This window comes from Methylobacterium sp. UNC378MF (assembly GCF_900103195.1).
GTDB lineage: Bacteria > Pseudomonadota > Alphaproteobacteria > Rhizobiales > Beijerinckiaceae > Methylobacterium.
The window spans coordinates 13277-35074 of the sequence record NZ_FMWU01000034.1; the positions used below are offsets into that span (position 1 = coordinate 13277).

Genomic DNA, 21798 nt, shown 5'->3' on the forward strand with positions numbered 1-21798 from the left:
CCTCACGCCCCTCTGGCATGATTCCGGTCGCGTCGACGCCGGGGCGCTGCTGCGCCCCGCCGTCGTATGGATCGGATCGATCCTCGACCGCTTCCTGCCGGTGCCGAAGCACGCGCGTCCGAAGGCGCTCCCGTTGGTGGCACGGAAGCGCAGCGGATCCCTCAGGCGACGAACAGCCCCGCGATCGCTGCGCTCGTAAGGTTCGACAGCGTCCCCGCCAGGATCGCCCGCAGGCCGTAACGGGCGACCTCGGAGCGCCGCTCGGGGACGAGGCTGGAGAAGCTCGCGAGCTGGATCGCAATCGAGGCGAAATTGGCGAAGCCGCACAGGGCGAAGCAGACGATGGCCTGCGCGCGCGGCTCCAGGGTGCCGGCCTTCAGGACCGGCGACAGGTTGGCATAGGCCAGGAACTCGTTGAAGGCGAGCTTCTGGCCGATCGCGCCGCCCACCAGGGTCGCCTGGTCCCAGGGGACCCCGAGCAGCCACGCCAGCGGGGCGAGCGCCCAGCCGAGCACGGCCACGAACGAGGCGGCGGGATACCCGAACCATCCGCCCAGTGCGCCGAACAGGCCGTCCGCCAGAGCGATCAGCCCGACGAAGGCGATCAGCATCGCCCCCACCGAGACCGCGACCGCCAGCCCCTTCTGGGTGCCGTCGGCCGCCGCCTCGATGATGTTGGCCGCACGCGTCTCGCCGAACTCCACCCGCGTGGTGGCGATCCGGGTCGGCTCCGTGGAGGGCATCAGGATCTTGGCGTAGACGAGTCCCCCCGGGATCGCCATCACCGAGGCCGCGAGCAAATAGGTCATCGGCACGCCGAGGGCCGCGTAGCCCGCCAGGATCGATCCCGCCGTGGACGCTGCGCCGCTCGACATGACGGCGAACAATTCGGCGCCGGTGAGCAGGGCGAGGAACGGGCGCAGGGCCACGGCGATCTCGCTCTGGCCGATCGCGATGGTGATGACCGCCGAGAACGACTCGATCGGCGAGGTGCCGAGAATCCGCCGGAGCACCGCGCCGAGCCCTCGGGCGAGCACCTGCATCACGCCGAGATGGTAGAGCACGCCGATGAGCGCGGAGACGTAGAGGATCTGCGGCAGGACCCGCAGCGCCAGGATGAAGCCCGAGCCCCCGAACAGTTCGAACATCTTCGGCTCGACGAGGCCACCGAACAGGAAGGCCGTACCGCGGTCACCGTAGGACAGCACCGCCACGACGCCGTCGGCGGCGGCCGCCAGCGCCGCCCGTCCGGCAGGAAGGAACAGCACCGCTGCGCCGAGGCCCACCTGCAGCGCCAGACCGGTGAGGATGACGCGGGGGCTGATCGCCCGCCGGTTCGTCGAGAACAGGAGGGCGACGGCGAGCAGCACCAGAAGGCTGAGGCCGGCATGGATCAGGCGGTCGAGCATCGCGTCCTTCGGGTCCGAGCTTGGCCGGAGCGTATGGAAGGTTCGGGCCAGAGGCCGTCAGTCCGGGCGGTCGGGCGCGAGATAGGGCGCGAACAGGTCGCGGACCTGCGCGAAGCCCCAGTCGCGGTCGGCCTCGGTCAGGGTCGTACCCCCCTGGAGGCGGTGGCTCATCCAGTGGCTGGACACGATCCAGGCATTGTCGATGAGCCGCCCGAGGGCGTCCGGGCCGATATGAAGCCGCCCTGCCCGCACGGCCGCCTGGAAGACGCCGCGGGCCAGCGCCTGGGTCTCGGCCCGGAGCGCATGGACCCGCGGACGCAGAGCCGGGGCGATCTCCACCATGGCGATGCCGTCGCGGTAGATGCAGCAATAGCGCCAGATCAGATCGAACCACGCCCGCTGGTAGGCGAGCAGCGCCTCCGGCGCCGCGGGGTCGGCAGGCATCCGGCCCGCGACCGCCAGGGCCTCGGCCTCGAAGGCCCCGAACACGGCCTCGACCAGGCCGCTCTTGCGTGGGAAATGGTACTGCAGATTGCCCTCGCGGATCCCCGCCGCCGCCGCGATCTCCGCCGTGGTGACATGGCCGAGTCCGCGGGCGTTGAACAGCGCGAGGCTTACTGCGAGAATCCGCGTGCGCGTGTCCGGGCTCGGCGCCGCACCACCGGTCCGCGGGCCGACCTCCGCACCGAACTCGATCCTGCGGCCCGCGCCCCGCTTCATGACCCCGTCCCCGTCTAGGGTGTTCACCCTAGACAATCCGGCCGGCCGGGACTATCCCCCGATGGACGTCCGATCCAGGTCGGCGACACCGGGGGGCGCGGTTTGGCACAGCGGTTCCAGCTCGCGGGGGCGGTTGCCCTGATCACCGGCGCGGCCAGCGGCATCGGCGCGGCCCTCGCCGAGGGCCTCGCCGCGAAGGGCTGCAACCTTCTCCTGCTGGACCGGGACGAGACCGGCTTGGCGGCCACCGCCGCGAAGATCCGCGGCGTTGCGGTCGAGAGGCGGGTCCTCGATCTCACCGATGCCGAAGCGATCCGCCTCCTGCCGGACTGGGTGGCGGAGCGGTTCGGGCACCTCGACCTCCTGATCAACAATGCCGGCGTCGCCCTCGGCGGCCGGTTCGACGAGACGCATCTCGACGATTTCGAGTGGCTGCTCGACATCAACCTCCGTGCCGTCGTGCGGATGTGCCACGCCTTCCTGCCGATGCTGCGCGCCCGCCCAGCGGCCCAGATCGTCAACCTGTCGAGCCTGTTCGGGCTGATCGCGCCGCCCGGCCAGGTCGCCTATTGCACGAGCAAGTTCGGGGTGCGCGGCTTCTCCGAGGCCCTCCGGCACGAATATGCCGGCACCGGCCTCGGGGTGACGGTGGTCCATCCGGGCGGCGTGGCCACCGCGATCTCGCGCAACGCCCGCGGCCGGCGGCCCCCGAGCGATCCCGAGGCGGCCAAGCGCGCGGCCGTGGAAGACGAGAAGGCGCGGGAGGCGTTCGGCAAGCTGCTGACGCTCGCGCCCGCGGATGCCGCCGCCGCGATCATCCGCGGAATCGAGACTCGATCCCCCCGGATCGTCGTCGGCAAGGACGCCAAGAACGCCGCTCTGATCCAGCGGCTGATGCCGGTCAGCTATTGGAAGACGATCGTGCGCCTGTCCGGCGGGACCCTCTGATGGCAAGTCTGCGCGCGTATCTCGGGGCCTACATGGTCCGCAGCCGCGTCCGGGGCCCTTTGTCCCGCGCCCGCGACGCGGCCGCGTTCCGCCGGATCTTCGAGGCGCCGGCCTTCCCGGATCCCAAGGGCGTGACCTACGAGCCGGGCCTCGTCGGCGGCGTCAAAGGCGAGTGGATCCGACCGAAGGCGGGTCCCGGCCGACGGATGCTCTACATCCATGGCGGCGGCTTCATCGCCTGCTCACCCCGGACGCACCGCCCCGTCACGGGTGCGCTGGCGAGCCGCGGCTTCACGATCTTCGCGCCCGATTACCGCCTCGCCCCCGAGCACCCGTTCCCCGCCGCGGTCGACGATGTGGCGGCGGTCTGGGCGGCGTTCAGCGCGGACGGGGCGGCCTGCGTGGCCGGCGAATCGGCTGGCGGCAACCTCGCCCTCGTTCTGATGGCTGAGGCCCGCACCCGGCGCCTGCCGATGCCCTGGGCGGCGGCCCTGTTCTCCCCCGCCACGGATTTCGTGTCGGAGGGCGGGTCGCGGGTCACCAATGCATGGCGCGACGCCATGTTCGATCCGCAGGCGCTTGCGGCGATCCGGCCGATGTATCTGGGCGATGCCGATCCGGCCGACCCACGGATCTCGCCGATCTACGGCGACCCGACCGGCTTCCCGCCGCTGCTGTTCCATGTCGGCGCCCGCGAGGTCCTGCGCGACGATTCCGTTCGCATGGCCGAGCGGGCCCGGGCGGCCGGCGTCGAGACCGAGCTCAAGCTCTTCCCGGTCGTGTCCCACGCCTGGCAATTCGCGGCCAGCATGCTGCCGGAGGCGCGGACGTCCCTCGACGAGGCCGCGGCCTTCCTGAACGCGCACGCACCACACGCCCCGTCCGGGAGCCCCCTGCGATGACCGAGCCCGCCTCCGAGATCCTGGCCGTCCTGATCGTCGGCGCCGGCTTCTCGGGGCTCGCGATGGCAATCCGCTGCCGGCAGGCGGGTATCGGTCCGCTGCAGGTGATCGAGAAGGCCGACGGAATCGGCGGCACGTGGCACGACAACACCTATCCGGGGGCGGCCTGCGATATTCCCTCGCACCTCTACTCGCTGTCCTTCGCTCCGAAAGCCGATTGGAGCCGGATGTACGCGCCGCAACCGGAGATCCTGGCCTACCTGCGGGAGACCGCCGAGCGGAACGGGCTGATGCCTCTGATCCGGCTCGGGACGACGTTCAGGGGTGCGACCTGGGACGAGACGCGCGGCCTCTGGCAGGTGGAAACGGACCGCGGGCCGATCCTGACGCGGGCGATCGTCTCGGGCATGGGCGGCCTGCACCACCCGGCCTACCCGGACATACCGGGCCGTGACGCCTTCGCGGGCGCGGCCTTCCACACGGCGGCCTGGGACCATTCCGTCGACCTTACCGGCAAGCGCGTCGGCGTCATCGGCACGGGGGCGAGCGCGATTCAGGTCGTGCCCGAACTCGCCAAGGTCGCCGCACAGCTCACGCTGTTCCAGCGCACGCCGCCCTGGATCATGCCCAAGCACGATCACGCCATTCCCGAAGGCGCGAAGGCGCGCTACCGGCGCCTGCCCCTGGCCCGTCGGCTCGAACGGGCCCGGCTGTTCTGGCTGCACGAGGTGCGCGCCTTCCTGGGCTTCACCAAGGTCTCGAAGCTCACGGGACAGGCCGAGGCGCTCGCCCGCCGGCATCTCGCGAAAGCCGTGACGGACAAGGACCTGCGGGCGAAGCTCACGCCCGATTACCGGCTCGGCTGCAAGCGCGTCCTGATCTCCGACGACTATTATCCGACGCTCCAGCGTCCGAACGTCACCCTGGAAACGGACGGCATCGCCCGGATCACCGAGACCGGCCTCACCACGGAAGCCGGACGGAGCCACGACCTTGACGTGATCGTCTACGCCACCGGGTTCGACGTCACCGCGACTTTCGCGCGGATGCACCTCGTCGGCCGCGACGGCCTGCGGCTGACGCAAGCTTGGTCCAATGGGATGGGGGCCTATCAGGGCATCACGGTCGCCGGGTTTCCCAACTACTTCATGCTGCTCGGGCCCAATTCCGGCCTCGGCCACAACTCGGTCGTGTCGATGATCGAGATCCAGGTGCAGCACGTGCTCGACTGCCTGCAGACCTTGCGGACGGGCAACCGGGCCATCGAGGTGCGGCCGGAGGCGCAGGCGCGCTTCCTCGACCGGATCCGCAGCCGGATGGCCGACAGCATCTGGCAGGCCGGCGGCTGCCGGAGCTGGTACCTCGACGCGAGCGGACGCAACACGACGCTGTGGCCGGACTCGGTGATGGCGTACCGCCGGAGTGCGCGACGCGCCCGCCTGTCGGATTATCGATTGGGGTGAGCGGGACGGGTCCTCAGAACGCGAAGCCGGCTTCCGCCGCGAAGGCCTCGAGACCGGGCAGCGAGGCGTCGAACAGCGGGCGCGCGCCGAAGGCATCGCCGGCGCGCACGAACAGCGTCACCTTGGCGTTGCGGTGCGGGCCCATCACACAGACGAGACGGCCGTCATCCTTGAGCTGCTCCAGGAGGGCCTGCGGCCGGACCTCGACGCGACCGTTGATCAGGATCACGTCGAAGGGCGCCTGCTTGGGCGCGCCGGAGGCGATCGGGCCCTCCACCACCTGGGCGGTGGCGCCGAGGCGGGCGCGAGCCTCGGCGGCGAGATCGGGGACCGATTCGAGGGCGGTGACCTGCGCGCCGAGATGCGCCATGATCGCCGCCGCGTAGCCGGTGCCGCTGGCGACGTCGAGGGCGGCGACACCCGGCCGAACCCGGAGGGCCTGGACCATCCGCGCCAGCACCATCGGCGCCGGGAGGCAGCGGGTCTCTCCGGCTCCGTCGCCGAAATTCAGGGTCTGGTCGATATACGCGAAGGCCTCACGGCCCTTGGGCACGAAGGCCTCGCGCTTTACGGTGTCGAAGGCGTCGAGCACCGTGTTGTCGTTCACGTCGAAGGTCCGCAACTGGCAGTCGACCATCATCCGCCGCGCCTGCGCGTAATCGATCATCGAACCGTGTCCTCGAAACGGATCGGAACGCCGCATCGGCCGGGCTCCGGCCCGCGGCCGGCATCCCCGGCCAAGCCTAAGCTTCCCGGACGGGGGGCGTTTTCGGAGATCGTCGGCCAAAACGCAAGGCGAGGGTACGTGTCGAACGTCGGGTTGGCTCCCGGCCCATCGCCATTCCGGCTGACGACGGAGCGAAATGCGACGCTTCCGGCACGGTGTCGACAGACGGCTTTCAGCCCCTCGATCGCTCGCCAAAGCCGTCACTCGGCGTCGTGTTACGTCGGCTGCGCGCTGTCGCGCTCGCGTTCATCCGACGGGTCGCGCCATTGGCGCGGATCGGTGAATAATGAGTTCAGCATAAGCGGCCGGCCGAGCACCGGTTCGCATCGGGAGACACCATGACGCCGATCCGCACACCGACCGTCGCCGGTTCCCTCGCCGTCGCCCTCGCCTGCCTGGGCCTCGGGACGGTGGGATCTTACGTCGCGCACGCACAGGAGACCCCCGCATCCGCGGCGCCGCCGGCGAGCGTGAAGGCGGTCGAACGCGGTGACGCCCTCTACGGCCGCCCCGAAGGTGGTGCGGCCGCGAAGCTCGCGCCCGTCGCGGGGCCGCCGCTCGCGACCGCCCCGGCCAAGCTGCCGCTGGACAAGCTCAAGGTGCCGGAAGGCTTCCACGTCGAGGTCTATGCCAGCGGCCTCGCCAATGCCCGCGAGATGACCCAAGCGCCGGACGGGACGCTGTATGTCGGCACCCGGACCGTGGGCAAGGTCTACGCGGTGCTGCCGGAGGCGGGCCAGGACGGGAAGCGCGTGGTCAAGACCATTGCGTCGGGCCTGCACCGGCCGAACGGCGTCGCCTTCCATGACGGCGCGCTCTACGTCGCGGAACTCTCGAAGATCTGGCGCTACGACGACATCGCCAACCACCTCGACGGCGCGGCGAAGCCGACCCTGGTCTACGACGACCTCCCCAAGGACGAGGCGCATGGCTGGAAGTTCATCGCCATCGGGCCCGACAACAAGCTCTACGTGCCGATCGGGGCACCGGGCAACATCCTGATGCCGCCGGACACGCACGCGCAGATCCGCCGGATCGACCTCGATGGCAAGAACGCCGAGGTCATCGCCCGCGGCGTGCGCAACACGGTCGGCTTCGACTGGAACCCGAAGACCAAGCAGCTCTGGTTCACCGACAACGGCCGAGACTGGGTGTCGGAGGACATCCCGAACGACGAGCTGAACGTCGTCACCGAGCCGGGCAAGCAGCATTTCGGCTACCCGTTCTGCCACCAGGGCACCTTCACCGATCCGGAATACGGCTGGGGCCATTCCTGCGCGGAATTCACCGCGCCGGCGGCGCTCCTCGGCCCCCACACGGCGTCGCTCGGCCTGCGGTTCTACACCGGCACGCAGTTTCCGGACGCCTACCGGGATGCGATCTTCGTCGCGCGGCACGGGTCCTGGAACCGCACCGCCAAGCTCGGCGGCGACGTGGTCGTGGCCAAACCCGGATCGGACGGCAAGATCGCCTCGGTCGAGCCGTTCCTGACCGGCTTCCTCCAGGACAACAAGTATGCCGGCCGTCCGGTCGATGTTCTCGTCGCCAAGGACGGATCGCTGCTCGTCTCGGACGATTACAACGGCGCGATCTACCGCGTCAGCTACGGCAAGTGATGCGCCGATCGTCACGGGCGATCCGGGGATTGGGACCCATCCTCGGCACGGTGCTGGCGGGTGCGGCGCTCGCCGCGCCCGATGCCGCGATGCAGGAGCGCCTCGCGCCCTGCATCGGCTGCCACGGGGCCGGCACCTCCGGAACCGAGGGGGTGCCCTCCCTCGGCGGTCAGCTCCCGGACTACGTGGTCACGCAGCTCTTCCAATTCCGGGAGAAGCAGCGCGAGGCGCCTCCCATGAACGACGTCGCCGCCGGGTTCTCCGACGACGATCTGCGGGCCTATGCCGATGCGGTGGCGACCCTGCCGCCGCCCAGCCGGTCCGGACCGGCCGCCGATCCGGCCCTGGCCGAGCGGGCCCAGGGGCTCGTCGCCAAGCACCAGTGCAATTCCTGCCACGGCTCCGACCTTGCCGGCCGCGACGCGATTCCGCGGATCCGGGCGCAGCGGGAGGATTATCTCGCCAAGGCGCTCGCCGGCTACAAGTCGAACGCCCGGCCGGGCTACGACCCGGCCATGAACGAGGTCGCGCAGGGGCTCAGCGAGGGCGACATCGCGGATCTGGCTGCCTACGTGTCGCGGCTCTGACGGCGCTGTCGTCAGACCACCATCCATGACCTCATCCTGAGGTGCCGAAGCGCGACGGAGGCTTCGAAGGAGGCCTCCGGTTCACGGGTCGTCCCTGGAGACCGCCTCCGAGGCGGCTGCGCCGCACCGCACGATGAGGGGATCGGGTTGGACGGTCGCCGCGAGCGCGTGTCACACCACCCGCAGCGCATCGCCTTTCAGCAGCGCGCCGCCGGCGATCACCTCGGCGTAGACGCCGAGGTCGCGATGACCGAGGCGCGCGTCGAGGGTCCAGGGGATGTCGCAGTCGCGCATGCCGCTGACCGGGTCGACGTTGGTGGCCGCGCAGCGCACGGTCCGCTTGGTGATCTTGAGCCGCAGCCCGCTCGGCGCCTCGACCACCTGCCCGACCATGTCCAACTCGGCGAAGGGCGCGAGCCCCTCGACCAGCAGGTTGCCGCGGAAGCGCAGGGGATCCACGGGCCTGCCGATGTAATCCTCGACCGCCGCCACGCTCGCGCGGTTGATCACCGACACGTAGCCGGTCGGCGAATCCGTGAAGCGGTATTGCGGCGGGGCGGCGAGGACCTTCGGCTCGCCGCGCAGGCTCTCGGGGACGAAGAGCCGCATCAGATCCGCCAGGCCCGCGCGCCCGGCCTCGGTGTCGAGGCGGAAGGCCTGCGCCTCGCCGGAGCCCTCCACGGTGAGCGTCGCCGTGGCATCGTCGTAGCGGGTGCGCAACCGGGCCAGGGCCTCGTCGCGCATGAGCATCAGGTACTTGGTCTTGGGCTGGTGCCGAGGCGCGACCTCGTTGAAGCCCGAGGGGCCGTTCTCGATGGCATAGAGCCGGTCGCCCGGGAAGAAGCCGCTGGTCTCCAGCTCCGCCCGCTCGACGGGTTCGGGGCTCAGGCCCTTCACCGGATAGCGATACAGGGCGCTGACATGAATCAATGCGGTCATGCGCGGAGCGTGGCCCTGAATTGATCCGTCGCGCAAGAGCTTCACCGCCCCTTGTGGTGCCCAATTGCAACACCACATCGGGTCTACCGGCGGCCACCACGGCGCCGGGGCCCTCGCGCGGCGGATAGCCGGAGGGCGACGTTTCGGTGGCGCCGCGCCTCTCATCGGGCGGCGGATGCCGGTACGGGAGGGTTGTGCATGAACTTTGAAAAATACACCGAGCGCGCTCGCGGCTTCGTGCAGGCGGCTCAGAACCTCGCGATGCGCGAGGGACATCCCCAGCTTCAGCCGGGTCACCTGCTCAAGGTGCTGCTCGACGATCCGGAGGGCCTGTGCGCCGGCCTGATCGACCGCGCCGGCGGACAGTCGCGCGTGGCCCTGGCCCAGACCGAGCAGTGGCTCGCCAAGCAGCCGAAGGTCTCCGGCAACGCCGCCGCCCCGCAGGCCACGCGCGAGTTGATGCGCCTGTTCGACACCGCCGAGAAGGCCGCCGAGAAGGCGGGCGATTCCTACGTCACGGTGGAGCGGTTGCTCCTCGCGCTCGCCGTCGAGAAGGATTCCGAAGCCGGCCGCGCGCTCCAGGCGGCGGGCGTCACCCCCGCCTCGCTGAACGCCGCCATCAACGCGCTGCGCAAGGGCCGCACCGCCGACAACGCCTCGGCCGAGAACGCCTACGACGCGCTGAAGAAGTATGCCCGCGACCTCACCGAGGCCGCCCGGGAGGGCAAGCTCGACCCGGTGATCGGCCGCGACGAGGAGATCCGGCGGACCATCCAGGTCCTGTCCCGGCGCACCAAGAACAACCCGGTCCTCATCGGCGAGCCCGGCGTCGGCAAGACCGCGATCGTCGAGGGTCTGGCCCTGCGCATCGTCAACGGCGACGTGCCCGAATCCCTGCGGGACAAAAGCCTGCTCGCCCTCGACATGGGCGCGCTGATCGCCGGCGCGAAGTATCGTGGCGAGTTCGAGGAGCGGCTGAAGGGCGTGCTCTCCGAGGTCACGGCGGCCGAGGGCGGGATCATCCTGTTCATCGACGAGATGCACACGCTGGTCGGCGCCGGCAAGGCCGACGGGGCGATGGACGCCTCGAACCTGCTCAAGCCCGCGCTCGCCCGGGGCGAGCTGCACTGCGTCGGCGCGACCACGCTCGACGAGTACCGCAAGCACGTCGAGAAGGACGCGGCGCTCGCGCGGCGCTTCCAGCCGGTCTTCGTGTCGGAGCCGACCGTGGAGGACACGGTCTCGATCCTGCGCGGGTTGAAGGAGAAGTACGAGCAGCACCACGGCGTGCGCATCCAGGATGCGGCCCTGGTGGCGGCCGCGACGCTGTCGAACCGGTACATCACCGACCGGTTCCTGCCCGACAAGGCGATCGACCTCGTCGACGAGGCCGGCTCGCGCCTGCGCATGCAGGTCGATTCCAAGCCCGAGGAGCTCGACAACATCGACCGCGAGATCGTCCGGCTGAAGATCGAGGCCGAGGCGCTCAAGAAGGAGACCGATTCCGCCTCCCGCGACCGGCTGGTCCGGCTGGAGAAGGAGCTCGGCGACCTGGAGGAGCGCTCGGCGGCGATCACCGCCCGCTGGAAGGCCGAGAAGGACAAGCTCGGCACGGCCGCCGGCCTCAAGAAGAAGCTCGACGAGGCCCGCAACGAGCTGGCGGCGGCGCAGCGCCAGGGCCAGTACCAGCGCGCGGGCGAGCTGGCCTACGGGGTGATCCCCGGGCTGGAGAAGCAGCTCGCCGAGATCGAGGCGAAGGCGGAGAACGGGCGCGATACGATGATGGAGGAGGCGGTGACGCCCGCCCACATCGCCGGGGTGGTCTCCCGCTGGACCGGGGTGCCGGTGGACAAGATGCTGGAGGGCGAGCGCGAGAAGCTACTGGCCATGGAGGAGGCGCTGTCCAAGCGCGTCGTCGGCCAGCGCGAGGCGGTGGAGGCGGTCTCGACCGCGGTCCGGCGCGCCCGGGCCGGGCTGCAGGATCCGAACCGGCCGATCGGCTCGTTCATGTTCCTGGGCCCGACCGGTGTCGGCAAGACCGAGCTGACCAAGGCTCTGGCCGGCTTCCTGTTCGACGACGACACGGCGCTCGTGCGCATCGACATGTCCGAGTACATGGAGAAGCATGCGGTCGCCCGGCTGATCGGCGCACCTCCGGGCTATGTCGGCTACGAGGAGGGCGGCGCGCTGACCGAGGCCGTGCGGCGGCGGCCCTACCAGGTTGTGCTGTTCGACGAGGTCGAGAAGGCGCATCCGGACGTGTTCAACGTGCTGTTGCAGGTTCTCGACGACGGGCGGCTCACCGACGGGCAGGGGCGGACGGTCGACTTCCGCAACACGCTCTTGATCATGACCTCGAATCTCGGGGCCGAGTATCTGGTGAACCAGCCCGCGGGCCAGGACACCGACGCGGTCCGCGACGAGGTGATGGGCGTGGTGCGGGGGCACTTCCGGCCGGAATTCCTGAACCGGGTCGACGAGATCATCCTGTTCCACCGCCTCGCGCGGTCGGAGATGGGGGCGATCGTGGAGATCCAGCTCGGGCGCCTGCAGAAGCTGCTGGACGATCGCAAGATCACCCTGGAGGTCGACGAGGAGGCCAAGAACTGGCTCGCCGACAAGGGCTACGACCCGGCCTACGGGGCGCGGCCGCTGAAGCGGGTGATCCAGAAGAACGTCCAGGATCCCCTGGCCGAGCTGGTCCTGTCCGGCAAGGTCCACGACGGCGAGACGGTGCCGGTCAGGGTCGGCCCGATGGGCCTGATGATCGGCGACGTTACGGTCGGCACCGAGCGCCGGCCGGTCAACGCGACGCTGAACTGAGCGGTTCGTCGGCGACGACGAGAAGGGGCGGCGCGCCACATCGTGGTGCGCCGCCCCTCTTTTCATGCCTCTGAAGCGAGGGCTGTCATACGGTTTCCGTTAGTTCTGGCTGAGTCCGGACCTCAATCAAGGCGCTCGACGCGCCGGATCGCCCGCGCCAGATCGGCCGCCTGATTTCGATCCCGACAGATCAGCCAGAGGTCGTCATGGGCCGACAGCTCCGCGTCGAACAGGTCGGCGAAGGCGGCCGGCGGGTCGCCGAGGTCGGGCCAGTGGAACAGGCGGAAGCCGAGCGCCTCGAACAGGGGCAGGATCGGGCCAAGGTCCCACAAGCGGTTGTTGCTCAAGGTCGCGTCGAGGCGTCCAGTGGCCAGGAGCGCGGCGTCCGAGATCGCGCCGCCCTCGCTCCAGGGGAACCAGCCGCGGCCGTAATCCAGGATATAGCGCTGCGCCGTGACCGACAGCCAGCCGACATGGCCGGTCCGGCGCTCCGACCGCTCGAGCGGCCGCAACGCCGCAACCATGCGGCCGCCGCGTGTCGGCGCCCAGAAGGCGCGGCCCGCGCTCGCCGCCAGAAGGATGCCCTCCGTCGCCTCCGCGGGTACGCTCCGGGCCGGCTCCGAGCGATCCTCGTTCCAGGCCGGAAGGCTCATCACGCAGGCCCGGGGCCAGCCGGCGCGGCAGGCCGCCACCATCACGCCCCAGCCTGACAGGCCGCCCGCGAAGGGCCGGGTGCCGTCGATCGGGTCGCCCACGAAGGTCCAGGTCTCGCGGGCAAGCATCGCCCGGGCCGCCGCATGCCCGAGATCCTCCGCCGTCTCCTCCTCGATCAGGTCGGGGCCGAACCGCGCGTGCAGCAACCGGCTGACGGCGAGATCGGCCTCGGTCAGGGCCTGGCCGAGATCCGGGCCCTTGTTGCTCATCGCAAGGCCGGTCGCCCGCATGGCGAGGGCCAGCGGCGCCGCCTCCTCGGCGAAGGCGAGCATCTGCGCGAAGACATCGGATTCGGGCGTGGCGGGCGAGATCGTCATGCGGCGAACAAGGCGGGGGCGCGGAGCATCAGGGCCTGAACCAAGACCAGGGTCTTGAGGTCGGGCAGGCGGCTGGTGCGGGCCTGATCGGCCAGCGCGGCCAGCGGCACTTCCACGACAAGCACCTGCTCGCCCTCAGCGTGAAGCCCTCCACCGGACCCAACCCGGTCGGCCGATTCGTAGGGCGCGAGGTAGAGCCAGAGACGTTCGGAGGAGACGCTCGGCATGCTGTAGGCGTGGGCCACCGGCTCCAGCCGTCGCAGGCGCACGCCCGCTTCCTCCATCGCCTCCCGGATCGCCGTCGCCTCCGGCGCGCCCCCGTCGAGGCCACCGGCCGGGGCTTCGTCGAACTCCGCCGATTCGCCCCAGAAGGCCGGCCCGACCCGCGCCTGCCGCACGAGCAGCGCCATGCGCCGCTCGGGATCGTAGGGCAGCACGCAGGCCGCCTGCCCGTGATCCTCCAGCGCGCGCCGCACGGTGCTGCCATCCTGCAGCGTCAGCGTGGCGATGCCGAAGGTGTTCCAGCCGCGGTGGAGCACCTCCAGCGGCAGCGCAGGCACGGGCTCGGTCATGACCAGCTCAGCGCTTCGTATTGGTGGCGGTCTGGCCGAACATCACCTTCTTGGCGTCCTCGCTCATGGTCTTGCCGAAATCCGGATTGACCTCCGGCGCGCGGGCATAGGCTGCCTTCGTGGCGGGCCGCTCGGCGATCGCCGTGAACCAGCGCTTCAGGTTCGGGTGCTCGTCGAGGTTCTGGCCCTGCTTCTCGTACGGCACGATCCAGGGATAGCAGGCCATGTCGGCGATGGAGTAATCCGCGCCGGCGACGAAGGCGCGGTCGGCCAGCCGCCGGTCGAGCACGCCGTAGAGCCGGTTGGTCTCATTGACGTAGCGCTTGATCGCGTAATCGATCTTCTCGGGCGCATATTGCGAGAAATGGTGGTTCTGGCCGAGCATCGGCCCGAGACCGCCCATCTGCCAGAACAGCCATTGCAGCACCTCCGCCCGACCGCGCAGGTCGCCCGGGATGAAGCGCCCGGTCTTCTCGGCGAGATAGAGCAGGATCGCCCCCGACTCGAACAGCGAGACCGGCGCGCCGCCACCCGCCGGCTCGTCGTCGACGATCGCCGGCATGCGGTTGTTGGGGGCGATCCTGAGAAAATCCGGATTGAACTGCTCGCCCTTACCAATATTCACAGGATGGATTCGGTAGGGCAGCCCCGTTTCCTCGAGAAACATCGTGATCTTATGGCCGTTTGGCGTCGGCCAGTAGTGGAGTTCGATCATCGGCTGGTGTCCCGCTATGCCCCCGGCGGACGGGAAGTGGGCCGCCGTGGCGCTCCGGTCAAGCATGCCGCCGACGGCACGGTCGGGCCGGCTTCTCTCGGCCTCATCCGCCGGCGCAGCCCTGGACGTCGACGTAGACCGCATAGAGCGACTGGCTCGCCGCCATGAACAGACGGTTGCGATGCCGGCCCCCGAAGCAGAGGTTGGCGCAGCGCTCCGGCAGGCGGATTCGGCCGATCGCCCGGCCCTCGGGGTTGAACACCATGACGCCGTCCAGGGCGTCGTCGCCCATGCCCCAGCCGCACCAGAGATTGCCGTCGACATCGCAGCGGAGACCGTCCGGCGTGCCCGGCCCGGCGTCGATCAGCACCCGCCGATCCCGGAGAGCGCGGCCGCCGACCACGTCGTAGGCAACGATCCGCCGGGTCGGCCGCCCTCGCGATTCCACCAGGTAGAGCACGCGGCCGTCGGGGGAGAAGCACAGGCCGTTGGGACCGGCGAGATCGGAGGCCACCGCCTCCAGCACGCCACTGACCGGATCGAGCCGATAGACGTTCTGCGGGAGTTCGGGTTCGGCGCGCGCGCCCTCGTAGAAGCCGCCGATCCCGAAGGGCGGATCGGTGAACCAGACCGCCCCGTCGGCGGCGGTCACGACGTCGTTCGGCGAATTGAGCCGGCGGCCCTCGAACATGTCCGCCAGAACGGTGATCGCGCCGTCATGCTCGGTCCGGGTGACTCGACGGCCCCCGTGCTCGCAGGTGACGAGCCGCCCCTGCCGGTCCCGGGTGTTGCCGTTCGCGAAGCCCGACGGCTTCCGGTAGAGGCCGACCGCCCCGCTCTCCTCGTCCCAGCGCAGGATGCGGTCGTTCGGGATATCGCTCCAGAGCAGGTAGCGGCCGTCGCCGAACCAGACCGGTCCCTCACACCAGCGGAATCCGGTGGCGAGGCGCTCGACCGCCGCGTTGAACACCCGGTAGCGGGCAAAGGTGTCGTCGAGGATCTCGACGGCCGGGTCGGGATAGCGCGGGCTCGGTGTCCACACGGGAAGGTCCATGTCGCTCGCCGCGATCGTCACGGTTTCGGGCCGGGCCGGCAAGAGCGACCCTGAGGCCCGAAGCATGTCGCGGCGGTGACGAGGACCGGAACCTTCCGGCGCGGCGATCCGAAACGCGCCATCCTCCGCCCCCCAGTAGTGGCAGGCGCCGGTTCGTCAGCAGGCAGGCCCGGCCCTCGTCCCGTTTCAAACGGTACAGCGCGGCGATTTGTCTGACAAGTCGGGGGATTCTTGCCCGTGCGATGCGGGTTGCCGCGGGTGACGGCACCTCGGCGCGCGGAACCGGCGACGCGTCTTGCAGGGGAACGGCGGAACCGCTACGGCATTGAGGCCGTGTGGCAGTCGGGGTGTGGCGCAGTCTGGTAGCGCACCTGGTTTGGGACCAGGGGGTCGTAGGTTCGAATCCTATCGCCCCGACCATTCGATCAGGAGCTTGTCGAATCCGATGCCGAGCGCCCGCATCTTCCGTCCGTCTCGGGATGCCACGCAGTCGGGCCTCGCCCGCACCAAGCAGTGGATCCTGGAGTTCGACCGGACCAGCCCGCGCGAGATCGATCCGCTGATGGGTTGGAACGGATCCTCCGACATGCTTCAGCAGGTGCGCCTGGAATTCGACACCGAGGAGGAGGCCGTGGCCTACGCGAAGCGCGAGGGCATCGCCTTCCGCGTCGAGCAGCCGGCCAAGCCGGTCCATCGCAAGGGCCTGTCCTACTCGGATAACTTCAAGTTCAACCGCACGGCGCCGTGGACGCATTGAGACCGGCGGAGCCGGCTCACGCCCTGCGGCGCGCCTTCCAGGCAGCGTAAGGGGAATCGCCTTCTGGCCGTATCTGGCTGATCCGCATCGGCTGCGCATCGAGCGGCTGGCAAAGTTCCGCATAGATCGTGGCGCTGCCGGCGCCATGTTCTGCGGCTTCCTCGGCCGAGAAGGCGAAATAGCCTTCCGTGAAGCCGGCGAGCCGCATCGCGGCGTGACACATCGGGCACGGGCGCCCGCTCGCATACATCACGCAGTCGCCGAGGTCGCGGCGGCCGAGCAGCCGGCTCGCCTCACGCAGCGCGACCATCTCGGCATGGGCGCTCGGATCGTTGGTGGCGTGCACCCGATTGGCCGCGCGGACCAGCACGGCGCCGTCCTGCACGATCACAGCGCCATACGGGGCACCGCCGGCCTCCACATTGGCCGCGGCAAGGGCGACCGCCTCGCGGATATGATCCTCGTGCGTCGCCATGGCCTGATCCCCCCTGCGCTGGCGCGGCAACGCCGGGCGCAACGGGAAGTTCAGCGAGAGGCGCTCAGAATGCGTAGCGCACCGTGCAATAGGGCATCGATTCCGCGAGGAGCGCCTTGAACCGGGCAAGCCATCGGCCCTTCCAGCCGGACCGGTAGCGCAGGTTGAGGCCGCCGCCTTCCGAAACCTTCGTCTCCTGGATGTCCGGGCGCCAGAGCAGGTCCTCGGCCTTCGGGTGCCAGCCGAGATTGACCGCATGCAGATCCGCATTGTGGGTCAGCATGATGATCTCGCACTTGAGCTGCGCCTTGGCGGCGTCCGACAGCGTGGCGTCGATCTCGGCGAACAGCGCCCGCCAGTCCTCCTCCCAGCCCTCGTAGAGGATCACGGGCGAGAAATTGACGTGGACCTCGTAACCGGCGGCCACGAAGTCGTCGATGGCGGCGATCCGCTCCGGGATCGGGGCCGTGCGCACGTCCACGATCCGGGCGATCCGCGCGGGCATGAGCGAGAAGCGGATGCGCGTCTTGCCCTGCGGGTCGTAGGCGAGGAGATCGCGGTTCACGGCCTTGGTGGCGAAGGAGGCCTTGGCGTTGGGCAGAGCGCGGAACAGCGCGACCAGGCTGCGCACGCCGTCACTCACCGCGGCGTCCACCGAGAGGTCGCCGTTCTCGCCGATGTCGTAGACCCAGTATTCCGGATCGATCGGATCCGGCTCCGACAGGCGCCCCTGGCGTCCGGCATGCCGGGTGATCGCCGCGCAGGCCTGCTCGACGTTCACGAATAGCGAGATCGGATTGGAGAAGCCCTTGCGGCGGGGCACGTAGCAATAGGCGCAGGCCATGGCGCAGCCGTTGGAGGTCGAGGGCGCGATGAAATGGGCGCTGCGGCCGTTGGGCCGCATGGCGAGGCCCTTCTTCACGCCGAGGACCAGGGTCGAACGCTTGATCCGCACCCAGTCCTCCACCGATCCCGCATTGCCGTGGAGTTCCGGGATGTTCCAGTGCGACGGCACGACGATGCGCTCGGCTTCGGCAAAGCGCGTCAGGATCTCCCGGCCGAGCGGGAAGTCGCCGACCGCAGGTTCATGGTAGATCGTCCGGATATCGAGAAGATCGCGAGTCAGGGCCATGGAGGATCCGGGGCCCGAAGACGGCCCGGTCGACGATATGGTGCGCCCGGACGCGGCCGGAATGTCTTGCGACCTGTCGTCCTGCCCCGGCCGACGCCCGGAGCGTTCACGACGGCATGCCGTTTTCGCTGATCGTTCAACGTTATCTTACGATTCCCTGTCATGAGTCCCTCAGCTTCGAGTGGACGTACGATGATCGTTCGGGACCAGGAGAGATCTGAGCCGGAACCGCCCGGTCCCGGCGAATCTCTCGACCCTGCGGTTCCGAGAAGGGACGCGCTGATCCGGCGGGACCAGCTGGATGCCATGCGCGGGAGCGTGCTGGCCGCCATCCCGGTCAACATGCTTCTCGGACTGGCGAGTCTACTGGTCGCCTATCACAGCGGGCATGCGACCGCGGGGGCCGTCTGGTTTGCGGCATCGACCAGCGTCAATCTCCTGCGAATCACCTTGTGCCGGATCCCCTGCCTCGGCCTGGCGCTGACCGCGGACATGACGCCGAGCCTCGCCGCACATGCCGGACGCTCCATCGACAGGCGGCTGCGCGCCTTCACGGCTGCGGCGTTCCTGTCCGGCGTGGTCTGGGCCTGCCAGCCGCTGCTCTGCGAGGGCTACACCTCCGCGCAGGCCCTGTTCTATCTCGCGATCACCTGCGGCGTGACCGCTGGCGCGGTGACGCACGGGACCGCGTATGCCCGCATCCCGCTCAGCTTCATCGTGATGCCGTTGCTGTCGGTCGCCGTCTGCCTTGTCCTGACCGGTGACTTCGACCGGAACTGCCTCGCAGCCTGCGTCATCCTCTACTTCTTGGCCCTGACGCACACCGCGTTCCGGAGCGAGGCCGTGTTTCGCGACGCGAGCCGGCTCAAGAACGAGGCCCACGCCCTCGCCCGATCGCGCGCCGAGGCGCATGCCAGCGCCAGCGCCCTCGTCGATGAGATGCGGTGGCGCGCCACGCATGACGACCTGACCGGCCTTCTGAACCGCGCGGGCCTTCTGCAGGCGACCGAGCATCGGCTTCACACCGGCACGCTCAGCCTGCTGATGCTCGACCTGGACGGTTTCAAGTTCGTCAACGATGTCTACGGACACAAGGCGGGCGACCGCGTGCTCGTGGAGGTCGCCCGTCGGCTGAGCGGTGCGCTGCCGGAGAACAGCCTTGCGGCCCGGCTCGGCGGCGACGAATTCGCCGTGCTGTACGATCCCGCCACGTCCGGCGTGCCCCACAGCGTCATGGCGGCGACTCTGATCACCACGGTGGCACAGCCGTTCGAGGGTTTCGACGCGGGCCGGCTCGGTGTCAGCATCGGCGTTCATGACGGTCCGGAGCCCGGCCTGACCGAGATGCTGAGCTGCGCCGACGAGGCGCTCTATGCCGCGAAGGCGACCGGCCGGAACCGCTTCCGGGTGTTCGACCACGGCCTGCGCGAGCGGCTGCAGATGCGGCGCGATCTGGAGCGCGACCTGTCGCAGGCCCTGGTCGAGAATGCCCCGAAGGTCTGGTTTCAGCCGATCTACGCCGCGGATGGCCGCATCCTGGTCGGGCTGGAGGCGCTGGTCCGATGGGAGCATCCGCGCCTCGGCTGGATCGCCCCGCCGGACCTGATCGCCGCCGCCGGGATGGCGGGCCTCACCGAATCACTGTTCCGCTACATCCTCGAGCGGGTCACCGCGATGCTGGAGATCCTGCATCGCCGCGGCCTGCAGGGCGTGCGCGTGGCGATGAACGTCTCACCGCGGGAGATGGCGCAGGTACCGGTGGACGAGATCGTCATCGAGCGTCTGACGCTTCTCGGCCTGCCGCCCACGATGCTGGAGATCGAGATCACCGAGGAAACCGCCCTCGATATCGGTGTGGTCCAGAGCAAACTGCAGGCTCTGTCCCGCGCCGGCATCCGGGTCGCCCTGGACGATTTCGGCATCGGCTACTCGTCCCTCTCATCGCTGCGGCAGCTCAAGGCGGACCGGATCAAGATCGACCGGAGCTTCGTCACCGGGCTCGGATCGAGCGACGACAAGCGCGGGCTCGTCCTCGCCGTCCTCGGTCTCGGCCGTCTGCTGGGTCTCGACGTGGTGGCGGAAGGGGTCGAATCGGCCGAGGACCTGCACATTCTGCAGGCGATGGGGTGCCCGTTTCTGCAGGGCTACCACCTCGGGCGCCCGATGCCGGTGGAAGCCCTGGAGGCGACCCTGCTCACCACGCGCATCGCGGCGGCCTGAAGAGACGGTTTTGCGAAGGGAACTCGGGGCCGCTCGACCCGCTCAGAAGCGCTCCAGATCCGCCGGCCCGCGACCCAGGAGCCTGCGCGCCGCCGCGTACCACAGGCGGTCCGGCAGCCGGTAGAGCCACACCAGGGCCAGGACGAGGGCCAAGCAGCCGGCGATCGTCAGCAGGAACAACCAAGCCAGAGCTTCGAGGATGAACCCCGGCTTCGGTCCGGACTCCGTCCGGTCGTACCAGAGCGGATCCGTGTCCCAGGCCGGATCGTTCTCGTCCACGGTCGAACCCTCCACAGCGAATCCGACGCGCGGCCCCGAGGCGCTCGCAAGGCGCCGGCCGCCGGATCGCCGGGATCGATCGCGGCGCGGACATCCGCGCTGGTCCGTCGGGCCCATCCGAATTGAGCGCACCGCTCCTCGATCCCGCGCGGCCTGCGACGGCCCGAACCGGCCCGGCGTCGGCACGCTACAGGCCTCATCGCGGGGTGGCCGAATACCCAATTCGGACTACGCCGGTCGGCCAGCCGCGTTTTTCCACACCCAACTTTCTCAGCAATTTATTGCTTAGTTTGCGGAGTATGGCATTCTGACTGACGAAAAGACTGCGTGACCCGCCATGAGATCTGTCAATCGCCTGCGGCGCAAGCGCACTGCGCTCTGGTCGATTCTGGCCCTGTCGGCCGCCTGTCCGGTGCCGACCCAGGCGGCCGACATGCGTATCGAGGCCGCCAAGATCACCGGCGGCGACCTCTGGATCATCGGCTACGCCGACGATCCAGGCGTGGAGATCACGCTGGACGGCCAGTTCCCGCAGCGGACCGACAACCGAGGCTATTTCGAGTTCCGCGTCGTCTACCATCCGGCCAGCTGCATCGCGACGCTGCGGACGCCGAAACAGACTCGCAGCATCGTCGTCGGCGAATGCGGCCAGCAGGCTCCCGGCCTCGTCGGCCCGGCCGGGCCGGCCGGGCCGCGCGGCGAGATGGGTCCGCGCGGCGAGGCCGGGCCGCCCGGCGAGCGGGGCGCGATGGGACCGCCCGGACCACCCGGGCCGCAGGGCCCCGCCGGCGAGCAAGGCCTCGCCGGACCGCCGGGCCCGCCGGGTCCAGCCGGCCCGCGTGGGCCTGCCGGCCTGATCGGCGCGCCGGGGCTGATGGGTGCCACGGGCCCGGCCGGGCCGCCCGGGCCACCCGGGCCCCGGGGGCAGCAAACGCCCCCGGTCGCAGCGCCGAAACCGAAGCCTCCGCCCGCCTTGACGGGATCGGTGCCCAGGCACCGCCCGGCGGCGCGCCCGCCCCGTGACCCTGAGCCTGATCCCGCCCCCTACAACCCACAAGATCTCGAGCCGGATGCGGGCGGCGGGGGGATGGATCGGTACTAAGAGCAAGCCGGCCCGGCGGGCGCGACGCCCGATCCAGCGGCCGCGTGAGGGCGTCGGTCGTCGCGCGCCAGTCCGACGCCTCGATCACATTCTTCCGTCCTCGCAAGCAGGCGATAGTCTCTGATGCGACGCATTTATAAAACTAGACAGTTCAATACGCGTACGCGCCGCACAGCGATCGCAGGGTGTGTCACCTTAATGCCCCAACGCGGCACATTTCGACGCCGCACCCACGCCGAGGCGAGCCAAGACGTCCGGTTTGCGCTAAGCGTGACGGTGGGGCGGGCTTGATCGGAGACGGGCGAAACGCCGTACCTTGGCCGTTTT

Annotated in this window: 20 protein-coding genes and 1 tRNA gene; 10 read left to right on the forward strand and 11 right to left on the reverse strand. The window is 69.8% G+C overall.

The window, feature by feature from the left end:
• Positions 1–161 precede the first annotated feature (161 nt).
• Positions 162–1409, reverse strand: coding sequence for a NupC/NupG family nucleoside CNT transporter (locus BLT59_RS26245; RefSeq protein ID WP_091787899.1), 1248 nt, complete (start codon positions 1407–1409; stop codon positions 162–164).
• A gap of 57 nt (positions 1410–1466) precedes the next feature.
• On the reverse strand, positions 1467–2129 hold the full coding sequence (locus BLT59_RS26250; RefSeq protein WP_091787902.1) for a TetR/AcrR family transcriptional regulator: 663 nt from the start codon (positions 2127–2129) through the stop codon (positions 1467–1469).
• Between the two features lie 102 nt (positions 2130–2231).
• Between BLT59_RS26250 and BLT59_RS26255 the strand changes: the two genes are divergently transcribed.
• From BLT59_RS26255 to BLT59_RS26265, 3 genes are read left to right on the forward strand one after another with little or no spacing between them, the layout of a single operon-like run.
• Positions 2232–3077, forward strand: coding sequence for an SDR family NAD(P)-dependent oxidoreductase (locus BLT59_RS26255; protein WP_091787905.1), 846 nt, complete (start codon positions 2232–2234; stop codon positions 3075–3077).
• Complete coding sequence (locus BLT59_RS26260; protein WP_091787908.1) at positions 3077–3979, forward strand: alpha/beta hydrolase; 903 nt, start codon at positions 3077–3079, stop codon at positions 3977–3979. Before BLT59_RS26255 ends, BLT59_RS26260 begins: the two co-directional genes overlap by 1 nt.
• Positions 3976–5442, forward strand: coding sequence for a flavin-containing monooxygenase (locus BLT59_RS26265; RefSeq protein ID WP_091787911.1), 1467 nt, complete (start codon positions 3976–3978; stop codon positions 5440–5442). Before BLT59_RS26260 ends, BLT59_RS26265 begins: the two co-directional genes overlap by 4 nt.
• Positions 5443–5455: 13 nt before the next feature.
• Here the strand turns inward: BLT59_RS26265 and BLT59_RS26270 are convergent, their stop codons facing one another.
• Complete coding sequence (locus BLT59_RS26270; RefSeq protein WP_091787914.1) at positions 5456–6109, reverse strand: protein-L-isoaspartate O-methyltransferase family protein; 654 nt, start codon at positions 6107–6109, stop codon at positions 5456–5458.
• A 398-nt stretch (positions 6110–6507) separates the two neighbouring features.
• Between BLT59_RS26270 and BLT59_RS26275 the strand changes: the two genes are divergently transcribed.
• Both BLT59_RS26275 and BLT59_RS26280 read left to right on the forward strand, forming a co-directional pair.
• A complete protein-coding gene (locus tag BLT59_RS26275; protein ID WP_091787917.1) occupies positions 6508–7785 on the forward strand; it encodes a PQQ-dependent sugar dehydrogenase in 1278 nt (425 codons plus the stop codon).
• Positions 7785–8372 (forward strand): c-type cytochrome, encoded by a 588-nt coding sequence (locus BLT59_RS26280; protein WP_091787920.1) that lies wholly within the window; start codon positions 7785–7787, stop codon positions 8370–8372. The genes BLT59_RS26275 and BLT59_RS26280 overlap by 1 nt, the downstream gene beginning before the upstream one ends.
• Before the next feature lie 171 nt (positions 8373–8543).
• Here BLT59_RS26280 and BLT59_RS26285 read toward each other — a convergent pair whose 3' ends face one another.
• A complete protein-coding gene (locus tag BLT59_RS26285; RefSeq protein ID WP_175544136.1) occupies positions 8544–9311 on the reverse strand; it encodes an MOSC domain-containing protein in 768 nt (255 codons plus the stop codon).
• 198 nt (positions 9312–9509) lie between these two features.
• On the opposite strand from BLT59_RS26285, the gene clpB reads away from it, so the two are divergent.
• Positions 9510–12134 (forward strand): ATP-dependent chaperone ClpB, encoded by a 2625-nt coding sequence (clpB, locus tag BLT59_RS26290; protein ID WP_091787926.1) that lies wholly within the window; start codon positions 9510–9512, stop codon positions 12132–12134.
• A 122-nt stretch (positions 12135–12256) separates the two neighbouring features.
• On the opposite strand, the gene BLT59_RS26295 is transcribed toward clpB, so the two are convergent.
• From BLT59_RS26295 to BLT59_RS26310, 4 genes are all read right to left on the reverse strand, one after another.
• A complete protein-coding gene (locus tag BLT59_RS26295; RefSeq protein ID WP_091787929.1) occupies positions 12257–13165 on the reverse strand; it encodes an inositol monophosphatase family protein in 909 nt (302 codons plus the stop codon).
• Positions 13162–13737, reverse strand: coding sequence for an NUDIX domain-containing protein (locus BLT59_RS26300; protein ID WP_091787931.1), 576 nt, complete (start codon positions 13735–13737; stop codon positions 13162–13164). Before BLT59_RS26300 ends, BLT59_RS26295 begins: the two co-directional genes overlap by 4 nt.
• Before the next feature lie 7 nt (positions 13738–13744).
• The gene (locus BLT59_RS26305) at positions 13745–14452 is read right to left on the reverse strand and encodes a glutathione binding-like protein (RefSeq protein ID WP_091787934.1); all 708 of its coding nucleotides are present in this window, start codon (positions 14450–14452) and stop codon (positions 13745–13747) included.
• Positions 14453–14555: 103 nt separating this feature from the next.
• Positions 14556–15506: an SMP-30/gluconolactonase/LRE family protein gene (locus BLT59_RS26310; protein WP_175544137.1), complete on the reverse strand. Its 951-nt coding sequence runs from the start codon at positions 15504–15506 to the stop codon at positions 14556–14558.
• A 343-nt stretch (positions 15507–15849) separates the two neighbouring features.
• On the opposite strand from BLT59_RS26310, the gene BLT59_RS26315 reads away from it, so the two are divergent.
• Together BLT59_RS26315 and BLT59_RS26320 are read left to right on the forward strand one after the other, a co-directional pair.
• Positions 15850–15926: transfer RNA gene (locus tag BLT59_RS26315), tRNA-Pro, on the forward strand.
• Between the two features lie 25 nt (positions 15927–15951).
• Positions 15952–16263, forward strand: a complete 312-nt coding sequence (locus BLT59_RS26320) for an ETC complex I subunit (protein WP_091787937.1) — start codon at positions 15952–15954, stop codon at positions 16261–16263.
• Positions 16264–16279: 16 nt separating this feature from the next.
• On the opposite strand, the gene BLT59_RS26325 is transcribed toward BLT59_RS26320, so the two are convergent.
• Both BLT59_RS26325 and BLT59_RS26330 read right to left on the reverse strand, forming a co-directional pair.
• Positions 16280–16738 (reverse strand): nucleoside deaminase, encoded by a 459-nt coding sequence (locus BLT59_RS26325; protein WP_091787939.1) that lies wholly within the window; start codon positions 16736–16738, stop codon positions 16280–16282.
• A gap of 64 nt (positions 16739–16802) precedes the next feature.
• Positions 16803–17870 (reverse strand): spore photoproduct lyase family protein, encoded by a 1068-nt coding sequence (locus tag BLT59_RS26330; RefSeq protein ID WP_091787942.1) that lies wholly within the window; start codon positions 17868–17870, stop codon positions 16803–16805.
• Positions 17871–18176: 306 nt separating this feature from the next.
• Here BLT59_RS26330 and BLT59_RS26335 point away from each other — a divergent pair, with 306 nt between their 5' ends.
• Positions 18177–20090: a putative bifunctional diguanylate cyclase/phosphodiesterase gene (locus tag BLT59_RS26335; protein ID WP_244514155.1), complete on the forward strand. Its 1914-nt coding sequence runs from the start codon at positions 18177–18179 to the stop codon at positions 20088–20090.
• 42 nt (positions 20091–20132) lie between these two features.
• Here the strand turns inward: BLT59_RS26335 and BLT59_RS26340 are convergent, their stop codons facing one another.
• Positions 20133–20369, reverse strand: a complete 237-nt coding sequence (locus BLT59_RS26340; protein WP_091788002.1) for a hypothetical protein — start codon at positions 20367–20369, stop codon at positions 20133–20135.
• A 337-nt stretch (positions 20370–20706) separates the two neighbouring features.
• Here BLT59_RS26340 and BLT59_RS26345 point away from each other — a divergent pair, with 337 nt between their 5' ends.
• Positions 20707–21471: a collagen-like protein gene (locus BLT59_RS26345; protein ID WP_244514156.1), complete on the forward strand. Its 765-nt coding sequence runs from the start codon at positions 20707–20709 to the stop codon at positions 21469–21471.
• The last annotated feature ends 327 nt before the right edge of the window (positions 21472–21798 follow it).

What these genes read in the sequence shown, in the direction of transcription:
- BLT59_RS26245 (WP_091787899.1), bottom strand. Translation starts at nt 1,409, where the DNA reads ATGCTCGACCGCCTGATCCATGCCGGCCTCAGCCTTCTGGTGCTGCTC.
- BLT59_RS26250 (WP_091787902.1), bottom strand. Translation starts at nt 2,129, where the DNA reads ATGAAGCGGGGCGCGGGCCGCAGGATCGAGTTCGGTGCGGAGGTCGGC.
- BLT59_RS26260 (WP_091787908.1), top strand. Translation starts at nt 3,077, where the DNA reads ATGGCAAGTCTGCGCGCGTATCTCGGGGCCTACATGGTCCGCAGCCGC.
- BLT59_RS26265 (WP_091787911.1), top strand. Translation starts at nt 3,976, where the DNA reads ATGACCGAGCCCGCCTCCGAGATCCTGGCCGTCCTGATCGTCGGCGCC.
- BLT59_RS26270 (WP_091787914.1), bottom strand. Translation starts at nt 6,109, where the DNA reads ATGATCGATTACGCGCAGGCGCGGCGGATGATGGTCGACTGCCAGTTG.
- BLT59_RS26275 (WP_091787917.1), top strand. Translation starts at nt 6,508, where the DNA reads ATGACGCCGATCCGCACACCGACCGTCGCCGGTTCCCTCGCCGTCGCC.
- BLT59_RS26280 (WP_091787920.1), top strand. Translation starts at nt 7,785, where the DNA reads ATGCGCCGATCGTCACGGGCGATCCGGGGATTGGGACCCATCCTCGGC.
- BLT59_RS26285 (WP_175544136.1), bottom strand. Translation starts at nt 9,311, where the DNA reads ATGACCGCATTGATTCATGTCAGCGCCCTGTATCGCTATCCGGTGAAG.
- clpB (WP_091787926.1), top strand. Translation starts at nt 9,510, where the DNA reads ATGAACTTTGAAAAATACACCGAGCGCGCTCGCGGCTTCGTGCAGGCG.
- BLT59_RS26295 (WP_091787929.1), bottom strand. Translation starts at nt 13,165, where the DNA reads ATGACGATCTCGCCCGCCACGCCCGAATCCGATGTCTTCGCGCAGATG.
- BLT59_RS26300 (WP_091787931.1), bottom strand. Translation starts at nt 13,737, where the DNA reads ATGACCGAGCCCGTGCCTGCGCTGCCGCTGGAGGTGCTCCACCGCGGC.
- BLT59_RS26305 (WP_091787934.1), bottom strand. Translation starts at nt 14,452, where the DNA reads ATGATCGAACTCCACTACTGGCCGACGCCAAACGGCCATAAGATCACG.
- BLT59_RS26310 (WP_175544137.1), bottom strand. Translation starts at nt 15,506, where the DNA reads ATGGACCTTCCCGTGTGGACACCGAGCCCGCGCTATCCCGACCCGGCC.
- BLT59_RS26320 (WP_091787937.1), top strand. Translation starts at nt 15,952, where the DNA reads ATGCCGAGCGCCCGCATCTTCCGTCCGTCTCGGGATGCCACGCAGTCG.
- BLT59_RS26325 (WP_091787939.1), bottom strand. Translation starts at nt 16,738, where the DNA reads ATGGCGACGCACGAGGATCATATCCGCGAGGCGGTCGCCCTTGCCGCG.
- BLT59_RS26330 (WP_091787942.1), bottom strand. Translation starts at nt 17,870, where the DNA reads ATGGCCCTGACTCGCGATCTTCTCGATATCCGGACGATCTACCATGAA.
- BLT59_RS26335 (WP_244514155.1), top strand. Translation starts at nt 18,177, where the DNA reads ATGCGCGGGAGCGTGCTGGCCGCCATCCCGGTCAACATGCTTCTCGGA.
- BLT59_RS26345 (WP_244514156.1), top strand. Translation starts at nt 20,707, where the DNA reads ATGAGATCTGTCAATCGCCTGCGGCGCAAGCGCACTGCGCTCTGGTCG.